This window comes from Streptomyces tibetensis (assembly GCF_007655005.1).
Classification (GTDB): domain Bacteria; phylum Actinomycetota; class Actinomycetes; order Streptomycetales; family Streptomycetaceae; genus Streptomyces; species Streptomyces tibetensis.
The window spans coordinates 276222-296835 of record NZ_SZVW01000013.1 but is presented as its reverse complement, the minus strand read 5'-3'; the positions used below and the strand labels follow the sequence as shown (position 1 = coordinate 296835).

Sequence of the window (20614 nt, the reverse complement as noted above, 5' to 3'; positions counted from 1 at the left end):
CGCCCAGCGGCCCCCCACCACGAACAGCTGTCCCAATACCAAGCAACCCCGTCCGCCCCCACCCCCGGGTGAACCCCACCCACAGCCGGCAGCCAAACTCCGCAACCACCATGCCAAAACCCAGGGGAATACCACGCACCGTGCCTCAATAACCAGGACGACCCGACACCTGACCCAACCCCGCAACCCTCCCCGCACAAGAAAGCCCGTCAAGAACCGTCACCCCAAAACCCACACCACCCCCACCCCAACCCGAACCCGCAAACAAACCCCGAACAAACCCCGAACAAACCCCGACCCGATAAACCCCGCCCCACCAGCCACAAGAACCCGCATACACCAAAAATAACCACCCCACCAACACCCCAACACCCCAACATGCCAAAGTATCCCGACACACCACAACCACCCCCCAGCCAGGACACCACCCGTCGAAAAAGGGGACCATCACGCGCCCTGAAAGAGGACACCCCCCCGGCACGCGACGGCCAAACACACGACACAACCCGCCCAGCCCTCACACACAACGCCGAAATCCACCAGGCCGAACTTGCACAAGCCCCCCACCTCCGCGCCCGGTTGCGCACACCCCGGGCGGTTCGGCGAGCCACACCGCCCCGGCCTCCCCCTCGCGGTCGACCGTGCTGCCGCCAAGTTCAGCCCGTCGTGGCCATGAAGACGATCGTCGCGAGAACCTCGCGGTCCCTGAACCAGCACCGGCCCCCACCCTGCAGCCGCATTGGAGCAGACGGGACCAGACGTCGAAACAGCTTCCACAAAGCCCTGTCACCGACGTCTCGATCATCTCCGCTCCCATGCCCTGAAAATCCCTGCTCACGACCACGGCATGGCAGCTAGTGTCCTTTGGCATGCAACTGACCGTTCTCGGCGGCTGCGGGGCGTGGCCCACCGCAGTTCAGGCATGCAGCGGCTACCTCGTCGAGTACGCGGGTTTCCGCCTGCTCATCGACCCCGGGTACGCCACGCTGCCACGCCTGCTCGAGCACAGGACCGTCGACTCCATTGATGCCGTGCTGATCAGCCACGGGCATCCAGACCACTGCGCAGACCTCAACCCTCTGCTGCGCGCCCGAGGTCTGAGTGACACGCCACCGCCATCACTGCCGGTGTACGCGCCCCACGGCGCCGCCGATGCTGTACTCGCACTCGACAAACCGAGCATGCTCGCCGAGGCGTACCGCCTTCGCGAGTTCCAACCTGGCGACCGGTTCGACATCGGGCCGTTCGAAACCGACACCTGGCTCCTGCCGCACTTCGTGCCCAACGCCGGCATCCGACTGACCACGCCGGACGCTGTACTCGCCTATACCGGCGACACGGGTCCAAGCCGCGACATCCTGCGCCTCGCTGAAGGTGCTGACCTGCTGTTGTCGGAAGCCACGTATGGCCATGAACGGCTTCTCTGGCCCCAGATGAACGAGTCCGGTGGCCCCTGGCCCCTTGGGCCTGATCGTGAAATGAGTGTTCGTCAGAAGTGGCATCAGGGGCGGTCTTGCGGTGGGAGCATCGATGTGCTCCGACAGTCAGGGGGCCCCGGATGGATGGCCCGAGATCCAAGGTTGAGCTCTTCGCCGCGATCCGTCGGGACTCGCGTATGGAGAAGCTGTCGATCCGCGAACTCTCTCGCCGCTACGGGGTACACCGGCGACTGGTCCGCGAGGCTCTGACCTCGCCGTGGCCGACTGCGCGTAAGCCGATGCCGCCACGCGCGTCGGTCCTCGACCCGTACAAGCATCTGATCGACTCGATCCTGCGCGCCGACCTGGACGCTCCGCGAAAGCAGCGGCACACCGCCAAGCGGGTCTTCGAACGGCTGGTGGACGAGCACAGCATGGAGGACGTCTCCTACGGCCGGGTACGGGACTACATCAGGCGCCGCAAGCCTGAGATATGGGTCGAGGAGGGCCGCGGCCCGCCCGCGGTGTTCATTCCGCAGACCCACCGGCCCGGTGAGGAGGCCGAGGTCGACTTCGGCGATGTCTACATCACCCTCAACGGCGTGCGCACCCTGTGCTATGTGTTCGTTTCCGGCCGTCCTTCTCCGGGGCGGCCGTCCACCGCATCTTCCTCTCGCAGGGGCAGGAAGCCTTCTTCGAAGGCCACTTCCACGCGTTTGAAGTGCTGGGAGGCGTCCCGCGTGGGAAAGTTCGCTACGACAACCTGACCTCCGCGGTCGCCCGGGTCCTCGGCTTCACCCGCGCCCGGGTGGAGACCGACCGCTGGACGGCCTTCCGTTCCTGGGCCGGCCTGGAGGTCTTCTACTGTGCGCCGGGCATCGACGGCGCCCACGAGAAGGGCGGTGTCGAAGGTGAGGTCGGCCGGTTCCGCCGCAACCACCTGGTCCTGGTCCCCGACGTCACCAGCCTGGCCGAGCTCAACGCCCAGATCGACGCGTGGGACAAGCAGGACGACCAGCGCCGGATCGGCGAACGCCCTCGCACTGTCGGTGAGTACTTCGCCATCGAGAAACCCCTGCTGCAGGCGATGCCCGAGGATCACTTCGAGACCGGCAGGCTCCTGACACCGCGAGTGGACCGCTACGCGCAGATCACCGTGCGGATGAACCACTATTCGGTGCCGGTACGGCTGATCGGCCGTCAGGTCCGCGTCCTGCTGCACGCCAGCGAACTGATGGTCTACGACGGCCGCACCGAAGTCGCCCGGCACGAGCGCCTGGCCACCCGCGGCGGCAGCCGCCTGGACCTGGACCACTATCTGGAAGGGCTGCTGCGCAAACCCGGAGCACTGCCCGGCGCCACCGCGCTGGACCAGGCCCGGGCGGCGGGGAAGTTCACCCCGGTGCACGACGCCTGGTGGGAGGCCACCCGCCGCGCACACGGTGACGCGGTCGGCACCCGCGCCCTGATCGAGGTCCTGCTGCTGCACCGGCACATGAGCCACGACCACGTCGTCGCCGGAATCGCCGCCGCCCTGCGGGCCGGGGCCCTGACCTCGGACGCGGTGGCCCTGGAAGCACGCCGAGTCGCCGAACGCGACACCCCCGGCGAGGCCGGCCCGCAGGCGACACCGGGGCGGATCGCCTCCCCCGTGGTGTCGCTGGCCGCACGCCGTCTGGCCGCGCTGCCGCCCGACTCGCGCCCGCTGCCCTCGGTGGCCGCCTACGACCAACTGCTTCGTCACACCCGGCCACCGGCCGAGCGCCCCACCAGCTAAGAAGTCGTTTCTCTTGGTGGGTGGGCGCCCGACATCATGGTCGCGGTAGGTCCATGTACGAGAGGGTGGGTGCGGCGGGTGTCTGGAAGCGCACAGGTGGCTTTGACGGAACTATGGCAGCAGCGTTGGCCCAGTTGCCCTCCGGTTGGGTACAAGCTTCGGGATCCCTATCGGGATGTCTGGGTGCGCTTTCACAGCCTGCCCGAGTCGAAGCGGTACGCGGTGGACGAGACCGAGTGCACCGTTGTCCTGGAGCGTTACAACACCATCCTCGATGAGTTGTTCGCTGGTGCGGACGTGTACGTGATCACTCCCGTCTGGGCGACCGAGGCCGAGGTTCCGTCATTCCAACCCACCGTGGGGTATTGGCAGAGTCTGCTGGTGGAGGACGATCCTGACCCTGAGTTCCGCACGTACTGCCACCTCTCCGCCGCCCGTCGGCCCTGGCAGCGTGGCTGCATCGACGAGTTGCTCCGAGACATCGCCGACGACAAAGTGGCGGGAGTCCTCATCACCGACACCCGGATGCAGCGCATCCACCACCCCTATGACGGTGGCGCCGACGTCTTCCTGGCCACGTCCGAGGAACGAGACCGCATGCGCGATCGGCACGCTGAGTGGCTTTCCAGCCATCCGTCGGGTCTCTGACCAGCCCGGATCACCGCCCACCACGATGCCTCAGGTAATCAGGCGACGGAAGCAGATGAGCACCGCCGCCATCCCCACGAAGGCGAGGAAGTGCTCGGCTTTGCGCTCGTAGCGGCGGTGGAGTCGGCGGCAGCCGGCCAGCCAGGAGACCGTCCTCTCGACCACCCAACGGTGGCGGCCGAGCCGCTGAGAAGATTCGACGCCCTTGCGGGCAATGCGATGGCGGATGCCACGCTTGCGGAGCCACCGACGGAGGTGGTCGCCCTGACCGAACCGGCTGCCGACGCGGCCATCGACGCCGCCTGCCGCAACCTGCGGCTGCCCACCATGCGCGGCCAGTTCTCCGAGCTCGCCGACGCCGCGGCCCGCGACCAGATGACCTACCGCGGGTTCCTGGCCGAGCTGCTGATGGCCGAGTGCGACGACCGCAACCGCCGCCGCTCCGAGCGCCGTATCAAAGCCGCGGGCTTCCCCCGGGAGAAGGCACTGCGCACCTTCGAGTTCGACGCGAACCCTGCCATCGACCCGGCTGCCATCCACACCCTGGCCTCCTGCGAGTGGGTCCGCAAGGGGCTCCCGCTGTGTCTGATCGGCGACAGCGGCACCGGCAAGTCACACCTGCTGATCGCGCTGGGCACCGAGGCCGCGATGGCCGGCTTCCGGGTCAAGTACGTGCTTGCCACGAAACTGGTCAACGAACTCGTGGAGGCCGCCGACGAGAAGCTGCTGACCAAGACCATCGCCCGCTACGGACGGGTCGATCTCCTCTGTATTGACGAGCTCGGCTATATGGAGCTGGACCGACGCGGAGCCGAACTACTGTTCCAGGTCCTGACGGAGCGTGAGGAGAAGAACAGCGTGGCGATCGCCTCCAACGAGTCGTTCTCCTCGTGGACCAAGACCTTCACCGACCCCAGGCTCTGCGCGGCCATCGTGGACCGCCTCACCTTCGGCGGCAACATCATCGAGACCGGCAGCGACTCCTACCGCCTCGCCCACACCAAAGCCCGCCAGTAGGCCGCCGCAGCCTCCCGACCTATCCCAGCCGACCTGGTCTCGGTCTGGGGTGATCCGGTCCGCCGGGGCGGTCGCATCGAGCGAAATGTGTCCTACGGCAGCGTGCGTGTGAGCCACACCAGTTCGCCACTGTCTTCGGTCGAGACGCGGTCGCGCTCGAACCCAAGCTTTTCGAGGACGCGAAACGACGGGGCGTTCCAAGGACGCACCGTCGCCCAGAGTCGTTTCCGCCCAGTCGCGATCGCCGCATCGAGCACCGCGGACGCAGCCTCGGTGGCATAGCCCTGTCCGTGCACACGCCGGAACAGCTCATAGGCGACCTCCGGCTCGTCAACGGAAGCCCGACCGACAGTGAGCCCGCAATACCCGATGAAGTCGCCCACATCGCGGCGGATGACGGGCAGCAGAGCAATCCCTGTCAGTGCCGACGCAGCGCGCTGATCCTCGATCATCCGCCGGTTGTCCTCGACCGATGGCATGCCACCACCCCGTTCGGCGACGAGCGCGCGATGGGCGTCGATATCGGGCTCGGTCCACTGACGCAACGTCATCCGAGCGGTATCGAGTCGGAGCGGCATCGGTGAATAGGGCATGCCGACACACTACCGACGCCCCGAGGGCCGGAACCTCACCTCACCGAGGTGGGGCCAATCCACTCGTTCACAGCAGGCCCCGAAGATCGCACATCGGGGCCAGAGGACCCTTTCATCTGAAGCCAGAAGACTCGTTCGAGGCCACCACGTACGTCCACGAGGTGCCGGCCGTCGACGCACCGTATCTGCTGACCGCACGACTGGCCGGCCAGTACGCGAGCCAGGCGGGCGCTGCCAGGCTCATGCTCACCCACCTATGGCCAGGGACAGATCCGAGAGCTGCACACGAAACAGCCGCGCAGATCTTCCGACACCCCATCGACGTCGCCACCCCCGGGCTCGTCACCAACCTTGCCCGTGGAAGCGGTCATACGGCTCCTAGCACCGAATGACGCGGAAGCCAGAAACTCCCTCGACGATGCCCTGTTCCACATGTCATGAGGTGAGGCGAGGGGCTCCGGCAGTGGTGCCATGGCGCAGGCCACCCAGTACGACCGGTGGCGGCCTGTGATCTTCTTGCCTGCCTACGGATACCGGCTGTACTGGATCGGAGAAGAGTTCGCAGCCCTGCGTTACTCTGCCGGCAACGGTACCGACCACCGCAGCCATGCGAGCGGAACGCGGCCGTCGGCGCATGCATACGCCGGCGCAACGCCTGTGCCGAACCGAGAACCGACTTCGCGCCCGATTCTCCGATCCGCCAGTGGACCGAATACTCCTCCAGGGCGGTCAGATATGGCTCTACGATCTCCGTATGAGTGACCGGAGCCTGGCAGGCGAAGAGCTGTTGACCGCCCGACTGTCACTGCGGCGTCCGACCGAAGCCGACATCGAAGCGATCTTCGCGATCCACAGTGACCCCGCAACCTGCCTGCACAATCCCTCCGACGCCCTCGCCCGGCCCGAAGAGGCCGAGGAGCTCTATCAGCGCTGGAACAACCAATGGCAGAGCAGCGGATACGGGTACTGGGTTGTCCGACGCCACGACTCTCCCCCGCCACTAGGGTTCTGCGGGGTCAAGCCCATGGAACTGAATGGCATGAACGTTCTCAACCTCTTCTACCGTTTCGCCACCTCGGCATGGGGTCAGGGCTTCGCCAGCGAGGCGGCGATCGCAGTCACCGGCTGGGTATCTCGCTACGTTCCCGACCTCCGGCTGATCGCCCGAATCCGGCCGGCCAACGCTGCCTCGCAGCGCGTGGCGGTACGTGCCGGCCTGATGCGGGCAGAACACCTCGACGGCCCCGGATACGACGGCTTCGATTGGATCTACACAGCGAAACTGCCGAGCTGAGCACACTCCGAGTATGTGGTCCCTCGCCGACGGCCGTTCAACGTTCCGAGCTGAGCCACGAGGTGTGCCGTCATCCGATCTAGCGCGAGCGGTATCCGGCAGGACGGGAAGCGTGAGCTGGCGCCTGGCAGGCTGCTGGGCTCGGAGCCCTCACGATGTCGACGCCCTCGAGGAGAAGATGACCCACCTCGAGCAGCAGGTTGTGGAGCTCAACTCACGGCTCCGTGAACGCGATTGAGGATCTGGCAGCCGCTCGGGCCCCCAACCGCGAGCTGATGTCTCAGCTCAACAGCACCTCAGGCCGATCCCGGTGAGATCAAGAGCGGAAGTCACCGGGCCGTGGGCGCGGTCTGCCTGCTGTTGAAGATCCTGTCGAGGTGGTACTGGAGTGCCGCGATGGCAGACTCCGGCGTCCGCTGCCCGACGAGGATGCTGGTACCCATGGTTGCCGTCATGGCAAGCAGGCTGATCGCCTCCGTGCGAGCGTCGGCTCCAGCATCGGCCCGGCCCGTCTCCTGTGCCTGCCGGATCAGTTCGGTAAGGGCGTTCTCGGCGGCGTCGGGTCGGTCGATGAACGGCTGGGCGGCGAGGGCCTCGTCGGTCACGGACAGGATCGAGTAGGAGCTGTAGAGAAGGTGGAAGGTTCGGCTCTCCTCGTCGGTCGGCAGCGAGGCCAGCAGCAGTACCTCGATCGTCGCGCGGGGGCCCGGGTCGGGGCCGGCGGCTGCGAGGCGGGCGCCAACGCGTGCGGTGAAGCGGTCGGTCAGGTGTTGGAGTCCGTGGAAGAGCAGCTTCTCCTTGGTCTGGAAGTAGTACTGCACCAGGCGCAGTGAGACGCCCGCCTCGGCGGCGACGTCGCGCATGCCGACCGCGTGCAGGCCCTGCCGCCCTGCGACCTGGATGAGCGCTTCAGCGATCTGGGTGCGGCGTTCATCGTGGTCCACGCGCTTGGGCATCCGTGGTGTCTCCGGCCGTGGTTGGGGTTGGGGGGTTGCCTGTTCGCCGTCCGGTTCGGCTCGATGGCACCTTTTCATGGTACCGCCGTATCACCACTATGGTACGGTCGTATCACAAAGAGTGGATCTCACGGAGGTGCCCATGCCCGAGAACACGCCCCCAACGCGCCGCGACATAGGCCGCTACGTCAATGACCAGCTACGCGACCGCTACTTCGCCGCCTCCGACGTGCTCTACGCGAAGGGCGCACCGATCCGCTCCGAGACCGACGTGGAGACGAGCTTCGGGACGACTCACGTCTACCGGTACGGCCCCGCGGACCCGTCGGCCGAGTCCCGCACGCCGGTCGTCCTGATCCACGGCTCGGGCGGCTGCTCCGCGATGTGGTACCCCAACACGGCCGCGCTCAGCGCCGACCGCCCCGTCTACGCCCTTGACACCCCCGGCGACCCGGGCCGCAGCATCCACCGCGAGCCGATGTGGCAACCCGAGCGGGCCGCCCAGTGGATGGACGAGGCCCTCGACGCCCTCGGCCTCGACAAGGTCCACCTCGTCGGCTCCTCCTACGGCGGCTGGCTCGTCATCAACCAGGTTCACCGCCGGCCCGAACGGCTCGCCTCAGTCACCGCCCTTGACCCGGGCGGGCTGGAGAAGGTGGGGCTCCGCTTCTTCGTCTGGATCTTCGCCAGCCTTTTCGCCACCTTCGCTCCCAAACGGCTGCGCCCGGCCCTGGCCAAGTGGCTGGAGCAGCCGGTCATATCCGATCCGGATCTGCGCACCTGGATCCAGGCCGGCGTGAAGGCCTTCCGCATACGCCGTCCCGCTCCACTGCCGCTGTCCGACGCCGAGCTGGGCTCCATACGGACGCCGTTCTACCTGATCATGGGTAAGCGCAGCCTGCTGGTGCACCCGAAGCGTCAGCTCGAACGCGTTCCTCGGGTGATTCCCGGCGCCCGCGCCGAGATCGTCGCCGCGACCGGACACGGACCGCAGATCGACCACCCCGACCTCGTCAACGCCCGGATGCTGAGTTTCATGGAGGACATTGACTCCCTCCGCCCGGCGACGACCCGGGACGTCACCGACGCGTAGCCGGTGAGACACGCGGAACCAGTCCCGGGGCGTCAAAGGGGGCCGTGCTCCTGGTCGACCTGGTCCTCAACGCCGCCGTCGGCTGAACCTGGGCCAATCCATCGCTGCCCTCGTCATCGCCGCCATCGCTATCGAGGAAGGCCGCGACGCCTGGCAGGGCAGGGCTGTTGCGCCGCCGCCCACCCGGCTCCCGGGCCCGCGGCCGAGGGCTCATCGGACGGCTGCGGCTGCCGCCCCGGCCCGACACGGCCGAGCAAACAGCCGCCGGACTCGCCGTACTCGCCCTGACCGTCGGCATGGTGGGCGGAATCTAAGGGATTGACGGCGGCTCCCTGCTCGCACCGATCCTCGCCACCCGCGATATGCCCGTCGCCCACATCGCACCCGCCACCCTCGCCACAACCTTCATCGCTTCCGTTACCGGAGTCGCACCGGCCGCGCCCCACCCGCCCCGGCCCCCGTTACCCGCAGCGCCCCGTCCGGCTGCCCGGCATTCGGAGTGCGTGATGGGCGGTCACGACGAGGACCTGGAATTGCCTCGCACACTGCGATTCATTACGTCCGTGCCGGAGTGATCCAACCACCTCGAAGATCCTCGGGTTGTTCAGCGGCTCGACTGGGTAACGCCCTGTACCAGCTGGACGACGACGTCGAGGATTCCCTGCCCGAACGCTGTTGGAGCGATCAGCACGCCGAAGACCAGCACGATGACTACGGTCATCTTCTCGTCGAACCGGCTCCGGGCCTCGGTACGCCGACGCAGCCGCAAGATGATGACGACTGCCAGCAGAACCGCCACGTTGATCGTCACCAGCATCAGGCCAGCCCTCCCCCATCAGGCACTAACGTCCAGGCCCTGTGTAGCTGAACTGGCCCCAGGTGGATGCCCGGTCAGTGATCGTTGGCAGCAAAACGCTTCTGTCCGTCTGAATTCGCGGCCTTGACCCGCGCAGCGGACCGCAGCCCATTGCACGAGCGCTCGGAAGCCCTACGCGGAGCCCTCGGGCACGCAATTTCGCCTTGCTCCACCTGATGTGGACTTGGCCGACCGCTGATCGGATTCGTTCGTCGGCCCGCGTTCGCAACGAGCAGGGAAAAGCGGTGGACAAAGATCGCGTCAGCGGCAAACTGACCCGTGTGAAGCGACTGATGGTGGATGTGGAGAGCGTCACTACGCGGTTAGTACGTCGATTCGGTCCCGAGGTCGCTGAATGGTGCGCTGACACGCCGGATCTCATCGCGCGGCTGACGTCTCAGTGGGGACTTTCGCTCGGGGAGTCCCTCCCGGACGGTGCTTCGTCGGTTGCGTTGCGATGCCGTTGGCCTGACGGCACGCCTGCGGTGCTGAAAATCAGTCCGGAGCGGGCTCTTCTGGCTGAGCAGGTCGGGATGCTGGGGTGGTTCGCTGCCTCGGGCCGGGTGCCTTCGGTGCTGGCCGTCGACGAGCAGGCAGGAGCAATGGTGTTGGAGGAGATCGTGCCCGGAACGCCGGCGGAGGATCTGCCTGCGGCTTCGCTTCCGGGACAATGGTCTGATTTGCTCGCCGCCTTGCACGGGGTCGCTCTGCCTCCGCTGCCGACGCGTCTGCTGCGGGGACGTTGCGAGGAGGCCTTCGCTCGGGTTGGCAGGCGACTGTCCGAGCCTGCGATCAGTGCACGGTTGGGCGTCACGGCGTGGGACAGGGCCATCCAGCGGTGCGAGCGGCTGCTGGCCACGGAAGGGACAATCGTGTTGCTCCACGGTGACCTTCACCTGGGCAACGTGCTCGACGGCGGTGCGGAGCGCGGTCTCATGGCCATCGATCCGAAAGCGTGTGTCGGCGACCCGCGCTTCGACGCTGTGGACTACGTGATAGCCGGAGCCGGGCTGGAGGGCGCCGAGACCCGCTGCGCGCGTGTGGCGGAGGCGTGCGGGCTCGACGGCGCCCGGCTCCACGCCTGGAGCCAGGTGATCGCGCCGTTTGCGGCCATCGCCCACCTCGGTGACGGTGGTGAGGGTCCGGTGGTCGATGAATTGCTTGCTCTGACCCGGTGAGCACACCCGGTTTCCCTATCCCTCGCCCCCCGGGGAACACCCATCGCTCAACCTTTCCTGCCCTCTTCTTCAGCACCGGGCGAACTCCTCGTAACGGTTGGCCCACCCGGGGGCCTCGGGTGTGGCTTACACTCGTCTGCCGCCGGTGGCTGACATCGATTGACCGCCCAGCGCCCCACCACGACTCAGCTGCAACTACGGCCTGTCCGGGCGATCATCCGGTAGGGCGCCTCGCTGATATTTTGACCGGAATCGTGGAAGGGGCGGGCGAATCCGTGGACAGTGACCTGCGGCGCGCGGTGGTCGTGACGCTTGGCGAACTCGGGCGAAGCGACGACTGGCGTGACCGGGCGGATGCCGGTCACAGCCTGGCAGGGTTCGCCGAGATGCCGGAGGCCGTTGAGCCGCTGCTGGGGCTTGTGCTCGACAGTGGTGACACCTTCGTCACCCGGCGGACCGCGGAGGGCTTGCTTCGGCGGAAGGACAGGGCCGGACTGACGATAATCGCGTCCGCACTGGCAGTCGCCAATGACAACCACGCCGATTACATCCGCACCGCGATCTTCGATGTCTTCAGCATCTTCTCGGACGACCTGGACGAGGCGCTACGGCTCTGCGAGGAGATGTCGGGCGACACCGACGATCGTGTTGCCCGGGGGGCCCGTCGGCTGCACGAAAGCCTGGCAGAGATCGATCCCGTCCTCCGCCCCGCATAGCGGGGGTTCGATCGCTGTAGTGAGGTGCAGATCCGCGACTACGGCAGCGCGGAACGTCGCCGGATCAGGCCACAGAGCATTCCCGTCGATCATGTGCGGAGCCAGATCGTCAGAGCTGCCGCAGTGACGGTGCCGAGGTAGACGTAACGGCGCTTGTCGTAGCGGGTGGCTACCGCCCGGCGCTGCTTCAGCCGGTTGACAGCCCGTTCGACCGTGTTCCGTTTCTTGTTCTTCGAGCCCGCTGGCCTCCCGGGGTCCGGCCGCGGCGAGGCCAACCGGGACTGATCGTCTCAAGTTCACGGTCGGCAACTCCACCCAGACCAGCCCGGTCTCCCTGCCGGGAGACCACTTTCCCACTAGGCAGTTCAGCTGGCCAGGCTCCGCAACACCGATTCCCTGACCTCAGGCTGGCACCGCGCATCACGCCGCCAGCACACGATCGAGCGCTGCCCGGCCTGCGGGTCCCCAGGTCGGCTTGCCGCCCAGAAGGCCCTGCTCCCCGTTCTGGCCCATGAGGATGAGGAAGAGGCTCTTCATGGCAGCCAACCCTCGGGCACGCCGGATCATCGCCTCGTCCGCGTGCTCATACACCTTGAAGAACCGTGAGCTCGCGCCCGCGGGAAGGAGCAGCCACGCGGCCGCGAGGTCCCACGCCGGATCGCCGGCGAACATGGCATCGAAATCGATCACACCCGAGAGCGTCCCGTCCGAGACGACGACATTCGCTGGATGGAGGTCACCGTGCAGCCATACCGGCGTGCCCTCCCACTCGGGGGCCGCAACAGCATCGTCCCAGACGTCGCGGACGTCGGCGGAAAATCCGCCGGGGGCGATGGCATGCAAGAACTCCTCGAAGCCGCCCGTGCACTCCTTGGGGTGACCGCCGCGGTCCGAACTGGCCGGCGCCTCAGCGGGTGCCTCCACATGGAGCGCTCTGAGGAAGCCCGCCAGAGTGTCGGCCGCGTGGTCGCCACGACTGATCGAGGTGTAGTCCAGTGGCTTGCCACGAACCCACGTCATAACGCTCCACGGCCTCGGAAAGTGCGCGGACGGTTCGCCGATCCGGACAGGGGTCGGAACCGGGAGCGGAAGACGCGGGGCCAGGACTGGCAGCCACCGGCACTCCTTGCGCAGGAGATCCGAGGCACCTTCCATGCGCGGCATGCGCACGGCCAACTCATCCCCAAGGCGCCACATCTGGTTGCCCCAGCCGCCCTCTACCTCACGGATGGCCAACCCTGCAAGGTCTGGATGCTGCTCCTGCAGCAGCTCGCGGACCAGGTCTGCGGTGATCTCGATCTCGGAGTCGGTCATGCGAAGCCACAGTACTGGGGCAAGCGAAGCGGGTCTCGCTTCCCAGAAGATCCAGCCAAGCGCCCTTCACAGTGAGAGATCAGCGAAGGCGCCCGCATGGCATGTCACATCATCTGGCCCCGGCCTTGATCGGCGCCGCTACGCTGGCTCCCTACGGGGGGTTCGGCATCGGCTACGTGACCATGGCCACGGCCGGCGTGGTGACGATGCGGCGAGGCGACTTCCACTCCTCGAGCGACGCACTGCTGGTCGCCTGGATCGGTATGGCTGCGTTCGCCGTCTATGGAGTTGCACTGATTGTCGCTGCCCGCTCGTACTGGCTCCGGGCCTCTTCCACCCGCCGGACGCGCATTGGAGCGCAGTGACCCCTCGCGGCCAGTGGGTGCGCGGGTCTGAGGATGTCGGCGTCGCCAGCCTCCAGCGCCAAAAGAGGTCCGTACCGTCTGCGTCCGGCACGTGGCCAGCGAGCGGTGATCTTCCCCGGCTTCCGGTTGCTCTCACCGCCTGGGTCGATGAAGGGGCGTCTGCCGAGACCGAGCCGGATCAGGTGTCGGCTGACAGTCCGCCGGTCGATCACAAAACCGATGCTCACAAGTTCGTCGGTGATGCGTTGCGCGGACTCGTCGTCCTCTCGAAGTAAGACGACGGCAGGCGCGACGCCTGCGGTGCGCGCCTGCCGCATGGTGGCCTTTCAGCCCTGCGGTGCGACGCGGATACGGTTCCCGTCAGGATCGGCTGCGAGGAAGGTCAGCCCGAACCCCGCGTCATGAGGCTCGTGCAGGATCGTGACGCCCTTGGCCTGCCACTGCTTGAAGATCGCGTTGAGCTCGTCGGGTCCACTGTCGATGGCCAGGCAAACCTCACTGGTACGCGGGACGTCCGGTGACAGGTCCTCGAACTGGCCAGACCACAGAGCGAGGTCAGCGCCTGGCCCGAGGTCGAAGGTGATGTATCCCGAGGTCTCGAACGAGGGGCTCATGTCGAGGAGGTCGCCGTAGAAGCGAGCTGCGGCGGGAGCGTCGTTCACATAGACGATGGACACGACGGATGTGGTCATGGTTGTCCTTCTCGTAGGTCGTAGGTCGTAGGTACGCCTCCACCAGCCTGACCGGGATATGCGCCGTATCGTGTCGCAATTCCTGAAAAACTTGGGGTGTGACCCCCGACCGCTTCTTCTCCTTGATGCTGCTCCTCGAATCGAGGGATGCCGTGACCACGCAGGAACTTGCCTCGGCGCTCGGGGTGTCCCTTCGAACCATCACCCGGGACCTGAACTGGCTCCGCGACGCCGGTCTGCCGGTGACCGCACAACGGGGCCGCCTCGGAGGCGTGACCCTGGTGCCCGGGTCCGGGCTCGACCTCACGCGACTCACGCCGGGCGAGCGTGATCATCTCTCGCTCACCGGGCTGGATGAGAAGCAACGTGCGGAGCTGAACGCATCGGTCGAAAGCGAGCGCGCTCTCGCCAAGATCGTCGCCACACAGTCACGTCGAAGTCCTGAGCTCCTGCCGCTCACCGACGTAGTGCACGTGGACAGCCGTCCCTGGCTCCGGGCACGAGCTTCCGGCACGACTCCGGCTTCGCTGATCGGCTCAGTGCGGCGAGGTCGCCGGCTACGGATCGAGTACGACAGCCCACGCGAGTCATGTCCCCGCGACCTGGTCGTGGATCCCTACGGGCTGTTCGCCAAGGCCGGCATCTGGTATCTCGTCGCCGACTGTGCCCAAGTGCCGCGGATGTACCGACTCGAACGGATCATGACGTGGAAAGAAGTCGACCAGCCACGACGGATCCGCGAGAACCAGACCCTGGCCACCGTCGCTGCAGCGCTCATTGATCAGTGGGAACACCACCACGCGATAGAGGTCAGCGCCACCATCGACCAGACCCAGATCGAGCGAGCACAACGGATCTTCGGCCAACGACTCGTCCGGGACGACCAGGAAGTATCCCCCACGGGCCACAAGGTGACGATCCGCTTCCTGCGTATGGAGGACGTGCGAGCACTACTGCCGTTCGGGAGCGCCATCACGGTGCACGGCCCCGCCGAAGCCAGGGCTCACCTCCGCGACCTCGCCACCGACCTTGCCCACCACTATGCGCCGTCACCAACGTCCTGACCCGCACCAACCAGACGGTGCCCGATGATGCCCACACCGACAGAACGGATCGGCCTGCTCGGTGCGGCAGCGAACGAACGTGAAGGCGTTCGGGACCCCGCGTTGGATAACTCCTACCAGGGCGTGTATTGATCTTGGTCAATGTGGTGGCCCAGTCGTCCCCGTTCAGTTCTGCCTCTCGAATCCCGCCAGGAGTCCGCGGGGGTCAAAGGTCACCCGGATCCGGGTGACCTTCCCGTCCTCAACATGCATCCAGTTCGCCGTCGGTGTAGGCGGCGCAACGCTTGTGTGCAGGTCGAACCAGGTGATCGCTTCATCGCCTTCCGTCACCCGCACCTTCACGTCGATCTTCTCCAGAATCTGACCGAGCCCCTTCAGACCAGCGAGCGCCTCCTCTACCCCCGACGCCGTTCCCAGCGCACCGACGAAGTCGACATCCTCGGCCAGCAACCCCCGCAAGGCCTCGAAGTCGCCCTCCTCCCAGGCGGTGAAGTAGGTCTCGGCGAGCTCTCGCGCAGTCTTCGTCGTGGTCATGCCTCCATCCTCCAACCACCCCCATCCATCCGTCCAACAGATAGATCAGATAGCATCTATCATCACTGGGTATGGAGGTACACCAGCTGCGTTATTTCGCCGCGGTCGTGGACGAGGGCACCTTCACCGCCGCCGCCCATCGGCTGCACGTCAGCCAGTCCGGCATCAGCACCCAAGTGGCCAAGCTGGAGCTGGAACTGGGCCAGCAACTGCTCGACCGCTCCGGCCGTCAAATCCGCCTCACCCCGGTTGGCGAGGCCGTTCTCCCTCTTGCGAGGAACGCCCTCGCTACTTTCGAGGCCATCCAGCACACTGCCGCCGAGTTCGCCGATGGCGTCCGCGGCCGGGTCCGTCTCGGCATGATCATGGGCTGCTCGATCCCGGCTTTCCTCGACACCGTCGCCGACCTCGGCCGCACCCACCCCGGCATCGAGGTCAGCCTGTACGAGGGCTACTCCGACGACCTCCAGACCCAAGTCCTCTCCAGCTCTATCGACCTGGCCCTGATCGGCTACGCGGGCGAGGTCGCCCCAGGCCTGGAAGTGGGCACCGTCATCGACGAGCCGATCACCACCGTCGTCCCGGCCGGGCACCCTCTCGACCGGACGGAACTGCGCCTCGCCGACCTCTGGGGTGAGAAGATCCTCTGCCTCTCCCCGGGCACCGGCATTCGCGCCGCCTACGAGGACTCCTGCCACAGGATCGGCCTCGACCCACGCGTGGACATCGACGCCAGTTCCCCTGTCACCCTGCTCCGCCTCGCTGAGCGCGGTGCCGGCGTCGCCGTTCTCAGCGCGTCCTCGACACAGGGCACCGGCCTGCGGACTGTCCCGCTCACCGACGCCGCCACGCACGCCCGGCTTGGACTCATCACCCGCCGAGGCCAGCACTCCCCGGCCGTGGAGCTACTGCGAACCAGGCTCCTCGTCGCTCTGCAAGCCGGCTAGGTATGCATGTGTCGAATGGGGGGTTCGCGTGGCGGCGCGGGCTGGACCAGTCGAGACCCAGTGTGGCCGCTCCCCGGGTACGTTGTTGCTCCGGCGTGCTCCGGTCAGGCGGTGACCCAGTAGGTGCGCGTGGTGGTGAACTCGCGGATACCGGAGGCGGCCAGCTCACGGCCGTGGCCGCTGCGCTTGGTTCCGCCGAAGGGCAGGCGGGGGTCCGAGGCGACGATCGCGTTGACGAAGGCCGCCCCGCTGGTGACACGGCGGGCGAGGGCGACGCCACGGCTCGGGTCTGCCGTCCAGATACTCAGGCCGAGCCCGTAGGGCGTGGCGTTCGCGAGCCGTACGGCGTCCTCGTCGTCCCGGGCGACGGCGATGGCGGCGAGCGGGCCGAAGGTCTCCTCGTCGAAGGCCGGCAATCCCGGGCCGGTGTCCCCCAGGACCGTGGGCTGGTAGAAGTAGCCGTCGCCGGGCACGGGCTTGCCTCCGGTCAGCAGGGGGGCGCTCTCGCCCAGACACTGCAAGCTCTGATCGACAGCCTGACCAGCCAGGACTTCACGCTCGGCAGCGAAATCCATCTGGACGTCGTGGGCTGAAGCCGCTCGCCGGCGATGGCCGGCCGTGCCGAGCACGTGACCATGATGCAGCGCTCGCCCGGCTACGTCGTGCCGCGTCCCGGATCCCGCGAAAGACAAGCTCGCCCATGCCCGGCACACGGTGTTCCAAGAGCATCGTCTCACCGTCGACTGGCGGATGCCGGGCAGGAGGTGACCGGCGTCGAGGTGATCGTGGGCACCCCGGCCGGGTCGGTCGTCGCTGCCCAGGGGCCCCGACGCACCGGCCTAGGCGGCATCGTGGATGACGAGCTTGAACTCGGCGAGGGTCAGCAGACGCGGGGTGGCGTCGTTGTGCGTAACACGGAGCGCAATCGGAGTACCCGGGACAACGAATGCACCATGGTTCTTGACGTAGTACTGGCCGCCGGGCGTCGGCGTGCGGTGCTCGGTCGCCGTGGTGTCGTTGGGATTCGGCGTCAGGCCCAGCGGGTCACGGACGTACTGGTCGCGCAGCTCGGTGTAGCCGGCCGTGCCGCTGGCGGACTCCCACTGGATCATCGCGTGCAAGTGGCCCCAACCGGCTTTGGACGGCCAGATCAGGCCGCTCCGGTCGTCGGTCGACCAGTCACTCACCACATAACCGTCCGGCTGGGCGGCCTGGTGCATCTCGAACCGGTCCGTCGACTCCGCCGCTCCGAAGGGAAAGCGGACAATCTTGTACGTGGTCCCCGGCGAGACCAGCTGAGGTGTATCGACCTTGAGAGAGCAGACCTGCACTCCGGCCGCAACGCCACCGTCCGTAGCCATAGTTCAGCATTGCCCACGGTCGGCCGACGGTATGCCCACCCCGCTGCCTGCCTGCCCGCACTGCCAGTCCGACGTCGAGCTCCGCATACCCGACTGATCGCCTGCCTGCGAGGAGACTTCGTCTCATACCTGTCCGATCCCGCCTGGGGAGGACATGAGAGGCGGGGGGAGAAGCTTCCACCGACCGTAGTCCCATGCCGCGAGTACTGGACTCATTCATCAAGGCCAAGGGAACTGTTCGAGCGTAAAAGGCACCGACTCCGGCATCCCCTGCCTTACAAGTCCGCCGAAGCACCGTCGTGGAGCCAGGCATCCCGACCTTCCACGACAACGCCGGCAGGGACGGCACCTCACCGCTGTGACCCGAGTGATCAGCGTCCCGGACAGTTCACCTACAAGTGCTGAGGACGTGGCTCGGACTTGGTGGCGCGACGGGGGCGGCCTTGTAGGTCTCGGGCAGGAAGCGGTGTTCGATGGCCGTGCGCTTGGTGGCGGCGTCGCCGCCAACGACCTCGGCGCGTCTGTTCATCAGGGCAAGGAAACCCTGGCGGGCGACTTCCTTGCGGCTGTTCTTCTTCATACCGGGACCGAAGGCGGTGTTGTTCATGCCGGCGCTGGCGTGGAGGTTGCTGTCGGTGGCCCCGGGCATGAGGCAGGTGACGGTGACGCCGTGTTCCCTGAGTTCCTCGCGCAGTCCGAGGGCGAACATGCGGGTGATTTCGGGGATCTTCTTCGACGGACCGTGTCGGATTTTGACCATCATCAGTCAGAAGTTTATCGGCATTTCCGCAGGTGTCGCCCTACGTTGGCCGTAGGGGCGAGGAACGGGCACCTCCCCCGTGGCGGAAACGGAGAGAGCGGCGAAGGGCGACGGTGTCGGCGGGACGTGTCATCTCGGCACACGCGGGCGAGACGATCCGCACGTGGCTGAAAGAGGCCGACCGGGTGCTGGTCGCGGCCGGCGCCGGTCTGAGCGCTGCGGCGGGCTGCGACTACGGCGACACCGAGCGCTTCAGGGAGCTGCTGCCGGCGCTGCACCGGCTCGGCCTGCGCTCGCGCTACCTGCTCGGTGCGCCCCTCCCGAAGGACATGATGTGGGGCTACTGGGCCGTCCATATCGACGACGTCCGCTTCACCCCGGGCCCCAACCCTCTCTACGGCAGGCTGAGGGACCTGGTGGGCGAGCACGACCACCGGGTGATGACGTCCAACGTCGATGCCCTCTTCGCCCGCAGCGGTTTCGCTCCGGACCGGGTCTTCACTCCTCAGGGCGACTACGGCCGGCTGCAGTGCACCGTCCCCTGCGGCCGTGACACCTGGCCCAGCAAGCCGTTCCTCGACCCTATCCTCGCGGCCTACGACCGTGACACCGGCCGGGTGACCGATCCACAGGCCCTGCCGCGCTGCCCCAACTGTGGCGCCGAGGTCTTTCCGAACGTCCGGGTCGGCCCCGAGTTCGTGGACGATGCCTACCTGCCCGCCGGACAGCGGCTGGCCAGGTGGCTCGCCGACGCACCCACGGACAGCGCCTTGCTCGTCCTGGAGATCGGTGCCGGGTTCAATACCCCCGGGGTGATCCGCCTGCCGATGGAGAACGTGGTGCGCCAGACGCCACGGGCCCGCCTCGTCAGGATCAACCCCGACCATCCTGACGTTCCCGCCGACCTGGCAGAACGGGCTCTGCCCGTGCCCTCGGCGCGGACCGGCTCCTCGACCGGATCGACCCCTGACGGGTCCCGGTGGAGCGCCTTCGTCACCACCGGAAGGAGACATACACGTCATGTCCGAGCCACCCATGGGATCCGCGGGATCTACGAACCCTGCGGCATCCACGGCATCCACGGCATCCACGGCATCCACGGCCAGCGTTCCCGCGGTCGCGGTCGCGGTCACCGGCTCCACCGGCCGTCTCGGTGGGCGCGTCGCCCGGCGTCTCGCCGAGCGGGGCACGTCGCAGGTACTGGTGGTCCGCCGCCCCGACCGTGCCCCGAGGCTTCCCGGTGCGGTGGCCGTACGCGGCGACTACGCCGACCGGGCCTCTGTGCTCGAAGCCCTCGCGGGCATCCGGACCGTGTTCATGGTGTCCGCCTCCGAGAGCGCCGAACGGCTCGCCCAGCACAAGGCGTTCGTGGACGCCGCCGTGGAGTCGGGTGTCCGGCATCTGGTCTACGTCTCCTTCTACGGCGCTGGTCCCGAGGCCACCTTCACCTTGGCGCGCGACCACTTCCACACCGAGCAGCACATCCGGGCGAGCGGCCTGGCGTACACGTTCCTCCGGGACAACTTCTACGCGGAGTTCGTCCCCGACCTCGTCGGCGAGGACGGCGTCATCCGCGGCCCGGCCGGACAGGGGCGTGCCGCGTTCGTGGGCCAGGACGACATCGCCGACGCGGCCGCCACGGTGCTCTCGCGCCCGGAGGACCACGAGGGCATGTCTTACGACCTCACCGGGCCCGAGTCCCTGACGCTGGACGAAGCGGCCGTGATCCTGTCCGAGCAGCTCGGACGCACCGTCACCTACCAGCCGGAGACGATCGAGGAGGCCTACACCTCCCGTGCCTCCTACGGTGTTCCGCCGTGGCAGCTGGACGCCTGGGTGTCCACCTACACGGCCATCGCGTCCGGCGAACTCGCCGGCGTCAGCGACGCGGTGCGCCGCCTCACCGGCCACGGCGCCACGCCCCTCGCCGACGTCGTACGCACCGCCCGGCGCTGAACCGCATCACCGACGAGCGACACGTGTCACGTTTTGAACAGTGCAGGTCGCCTGAGGCGCCGGTCCGTCGCCTTC

At 67.2% G+C, this 20614-nt stretch carries 20 protein-coding genes and 3 pseudogenes; 12 read left to right on the top strand and 11 right to left on the bottom strand.

Features of this window, described 5'->3' with window-relative positions; translation table 11 throughout:
* Positions 1-869: 869 nt before the first annotated feature.
* The 3 genes and pseudogenes from FDO69_RS23605 (at position 870) to FDO69_RS23595 (ending at position 3843) form a co-directional block, all read left to right on the top strand.
* Positions 870-1688 carry an MBL fold metallo-hydrolase gene (locus FDO69_RS23605; RefSeq protein WP_234388050.1) on the top strand — a complete coding sequence of 273 codons (819 nt, stop codon included), beginning with the start codon at positions 870-872 and terminating at the stop codon, positions 1686-1688.
* A pseudogene (gene istA / locus FDO69_RS23600) lies at positions 1616-3195 on the top strand (IS21 family transposase). The gene FDO69_RS23605 and the pseudogene istA overlap by 73 nt, the downstream one beginning before the upstream one ends.
* A gap of 36 nt (positions 3196-3231) precedes the next feature.
* A complete protein-coding gene (locus FDO69_RS23595; protein ID WP_420878531.1) occupies positions 3232-3843 on the top strand; it encodes a DUF3885 domain-containing protein in 612 nt (203 codons plus the stop codon).
* 30 nt (positions 3844-3873) lie between these two features.
* Here the strand turns inward: FDO69_RS23595 and FDO69_RS23590 are convergent.
* Positions 3874-4095 (bottom strand): annotated as a pseudogene (locus tag FDO69_RS23590) (transposase); the annotation flags it as partial.
* Between FDO69_RS23590 and istB the strand changes: the two are divergent.
* Positions 4063-4860, top strand: a complete 798-nt coding sequence (istB, locus tag FDO69_RS23585) for an IS21-like element helper ATPase IstB (protein ID WP_104781818.1) — start codon at positions 4063-4065, stop codon at positions 4858-4860. The pseudogene FDO69_RS23590 and the gene istB sit on opposite strands and share 33 nt — an antisense overlap.
* Before the next feature lie 92 nt (positions 4861-4952).
* Here the strand turns inward: istB and FDO69_RS23580 are convergent, their stop codons facing one another.
* On the bottom strand, positions 4953-5453 hold the full coding sequence (locus FDO69_RS23580; protein WP_104781817.1) for a GNAT family N-acetyltransferase: 501 nt from the start codon (positions 5451-5453) through the stop codon (positions 4953-4955).
* Positions 5454-6207: 754 nt separating this feature from the next.
* Between FDO69_RS23580 and FDO69_RS23565 the strand changes: the two genes are divergently transcribed.
* Positions 6208-6747, top strand: coding sequence for a GNAT family N-acetyltransferase (locus FDO69_RS23565; RefSeq protein ID WP_104781816.1), 540 nt, complete (start codon positions 6208-6210; stop codon positions 6745-6747).
* Between the two features lie 329 nt (positions 6748-7076).
* Here the strand turns inward: FDO69_RS23565 and FDO69_RS23560 are convergent, their stop codons facing one another.
* Positions 7077-7703, bottom strand: a complete 627-nt coding sequence (locus FDO69_RS23560) for a TetR/AcrR family transcriptional regulator (protein WP_104781815.1) — start codon at positions 7701-7703, stop codon at positions 7077-7079.
* Between the two features lie 142 nt (positions 7704-7845).
* Between FDO69_RS23560 and FDO69_RS23555 the strand changes: the two genes are divergently transcribed.
* A complete protein-coding gene (locus tag FDO69_RS23555) occupies positions 7846-8796 on the top strand; it encodes an alpha/beta fold hydrolase (RefSeq protein ID WP_104781814.1) in 951 nt (316 codons plus the stop codon).
* 604 nt (positions 8797-9400) lie between these two features.
* Here FDO69_RS23555 and FDO69_RS23545 read toward each other — a convergent pair.
* Positions 9401-9613, bottom strand: a complete 213-nt coding sequence (locus tag FDO69_RS23545; protein ID WP_104781813.1) for a hypothetical protein — start codon at positions 9611-9613, stop codon at positions 9401-9403.
* Between the two features lie 341 nt (positions 9614-9954).
* Here FDO69_RS23545 and FDO69_RS23540 point away from each other — a divergent pair, with 341 nt between their 5' ends.
* Positions 9955-10830, top strand: a complete 876-nt coding sequence (locus FDO69_RS23540) for an aminoglycoside phosphotransferase family protein (protein WP_104781856.1) — start codon at positions 9955-9957, stop codon at positions 10828-10830.
* A gap of 275 nt (positions 10831-11105) precedes the next feature.
* Positions 11106-11546 (top strand): hypothetical protein, encoded by a 441-nt coding sequence (locus tag FDO69_RS23535; protein WP_234388048.1) that lies wholly within the window; start codon positions 11106-11108, stop codon positions 11544-11546.
* A gap of 89 nt (positions 11547-11635) precedes the next feature.
* On the opposite strand, the pseudogene FDO69_RS23530 reads toward FDO69_RS23535, so the two are convergent.
* Positions 11636-11797: pseudogene (locus FDO69_RS23530) on the bottom strand (IS5/IS1182 family transposase); the annotation flags it as partial.
* Positions 11798-11966: 169 nt separating this feature from the next.
* Complete coding sequence (locus FDO69_RS23525) at positions 11967-12860, bottom strand: aminoglycoside phosphotransferase family protein (protein ID WP_104781812.1); 894 nt, start codon at positions 12858-12860, stop codon at positions 11967-11969.
* A 101-nt stretch (positions 12861-12961) separates the two neighbouring features.
* Here FDO69_RS23525 and FDO69_RS23520 point away from each other — a divergent pair, with 101 nt between their 5' ends.
* The gene (locus FDO69_RS23520) at positions 12962-13225 is read left to right on the top strand and encodes a hypothetical protein (protein ID WP_234388057.1); all 264 of its coding nucleotides are present in this window, start codon (positions 12962-12964) and stop codon (positions 13223-13225) included.
* Between the two features lie 326 nt (positions 13226-13551).
* Here FDO69_RS23520 and FDO69_RS23510 read toward each other — a convergent pair whose 3' ends face one another.
* Entirely contained in the window at positions 13552-13917 is a 366-nt protein-coding gene (locus tag FDO69_RS23510; protein WP_104781811.1) for a VOC family protein, read from the bottom strand.
* 98 nt (positions 13918-14015) lie between these two features.
* Here FDO69_RS23510 and FDO69_RS23505 point away from each other — a divergent pair, with 98 nt between their 5' ends.
* Positions 14016-14981, top strand: a complete 966-nt coding sequence (locus FDO69_RS23505; protein ID WP_104781810.1) for a helix-turn-helix transcriptional regulator — start codon at positions 14016-14018, stop codon at positions 14979-14981.
* Positions 14982-15146: 165 nt separating this feature from the next.
* Here FDO69_RS23505 and FDO69_RS23500 read toward each other — a convergent pair whose 3' ends face one another.
* Positions 15147-15515 (bottom strand): nuclear transport factor 2 family protein, encoded by a 369-nt coding sequence (locus FDO69_RS23500; protein WP_104781809.1) that lies wholly within the window; start codon positions 15513-15515, stop codon positions 15147-15149.
* Between the two features lie 71 nt (positions 15516-15586).
* Here FDO69_RS23500 and FDO69_RS23495 point away from each other — a divergent pair, with 71 nt between their 5' ends.
* On the top strand, positions 15587-16462 hold the full coding sequence (locus FDO69_RS23495) for a LysR family transcriptional regulator (RefSeq protein WP_104781808.1): 876 nt from the start codon (positions 15587-15589) through the stop codon (positions 16460-16462).
* A gap of 104 nt (positions 16463-16566) precedes the next feature.
* Here the strand turns inward: FDO69_RS23495 and FDO69_RS23490 are convergent, their stop codons facing one another.
* The 3 genes from FDO69_RS23490 to FDO69_RS23475 all read right to left on the bottom strand — a co-directional run bounded on the left by FDO69_RS23490 (position 16567) and on the right by FDO69_RS23475 (position 18586).
* A complete protein-coding gene (locus tag FDO69_RS23490; RefSeq protein WP_234388047.1) occupies positions 16567-16983 on the bottom strand; it encodes an aldehyde dehydrogenase family protein in 417 nt (138 codons plus the stop codon).
* Positions 16984-17301: 318 nt separating this feature from the next.
* Entirely contained in the window at positions 17302-17823 is a 522-nt protein-coding gene (locus tag FDO69_RS23480) for a hypothetical protein (protein WP_104781807.1), read from the bottom strand.
* A 388-nt stretch (positions 17824-18211) separates the two neighbouring features.
* Complete coding sequence (locus FDO69_RS23475) at positions 18212-18586, bottom strand: SDR family oxidoreductase (protein ID WP_234388046.1); 375 nt, start codon at positions 18584-18586, stop codon at positions 18212-18214.
* 1017 nt (positions 18587-19603) lie between these two features.
* On the opposite strand from FDO69_RS23475, the gene FDO69_RS23465 reads away from it, so the two are divergent.
* Positions 19604-20539 carry an SDR family oxidoreductase gene (locus tag FDO69_RS23465; protein ID WP_234388045.1) on the top strand — a complete coding sequence of 312 codons (936 nt, stop codon included), beginning with the start codon at positions 19604-19606 and terminating at the stop codon, positions 20537-20539.
* Positions 20540-20614 lie beyond the last annotated feature (75 nt).

Coding starts and splice junctions, on each gene's coding strand:
- FDO69_RS23495 (WP_104781808.1), top strand. CDS start 15,587: ATGGAGGTACACCAGCTGCGTTATTTCGCCGCGGTCGTGGACGAGGGC.
- FDO69_RS23475 (WP_234388046.1), bottom strand. CDS start 18,586: ATGATGGTCAAAATCCGACACGGTCCGTCGAAGAAGATCCCCGAAATC.
- FDO69_RS23545 (WP_104781813.1), bottom strand. CDS start 9,613: ATGCTGGTGACGATCAACGTGGCGGTTCTGCTGGCAGTCGTCATCATC.
- FDO69_RS23595 (WP_420878531.1), top strand. CDS start 3,232: ATGGTCGCGGTAGGTCCATGTACGAGAGGGTGGGTGCGGCGGGTGTCT.
- FDO69_RS23520 (WP_234388057.1), top strand. CDS start 12,962: ATGTCACATCATCTGGCCCCGGCCTTGATCGGCGCCGCTACGCTGGCT.
- FDO69_RS23480 (WP_104781807.1), bottom strand. CDS start 17,823: ATGGCTACGGACGGTGGCGTTGCGGCCGGAGTGCAGGTCTGCTCTCTC.
- FDO69_RS23580 (WP_104781817.1), bottom strand. CDS start 5,453: ATGCCCTATTCACCGATGCCGCTCCGACTCGATACCGCTCGGATGACG.
- FDO69_RS23525 (WP_104781812.1), bottom strand. CDS start 12,860: ATGACCGACTCCGAGATCGAGATCACCGCAGACCTGGTCCGCGAGCTG.
- FDO69_RS23500 (WP_104781809.1), bottom strand. CDS start 15,515: ATGACCACGACGAAGACTGCGCGAGAGCTCGCCGAGACCTACTTCACC.
- istB (WP_104781818.1), top strand. CDS start 4,063: ATGGCGGATGCCACGCTTGCGGAGCCACCGACGGAGGTGGTCGCCCTG.
- FDO69_RS23560 (WP_104781815.1), bottom strand. CDS start 7,703: ATGCCCAAGCGCGTGGACCACGATGAACGCCGCACCCAGATCGCTGAA.
- FDO69_RS23465 (WP_234388045.1), top strand. CDS start 19,604: ATGTCCGAGCCACCCATGGGATCCGCGGGATCTACGAACCCTGCGGCA.
- FDO69_RS23565 (WP_104781816.1), top strand. CDS start 6,208: ATGAGTGACCGGAGCCTGGCAGGCGAAGAGCTGTTGACCGCCCGACTG.
- FDO69_RS23555 (WP_104781814.1), top strand. CDS start 7,846: ATGCCCGAGAACACGCCCCCAACGCGCCGCGACATAGGCCGCTACGTC.
- FDO69_RS23510 (WP_104781811.1), bottom strand. CDS start 13,917: ATGACCACATCCGTCGTGTCCATCGTCTATGTGAACGACGCTCCCGCC.
- FDO69_RS23605 (WP_234388050.1), top strand. CDS start 870: ATGCAACTGACCGTTCTCGGCGGCTGCGGGGCGTGGCCCACCGCAGTT.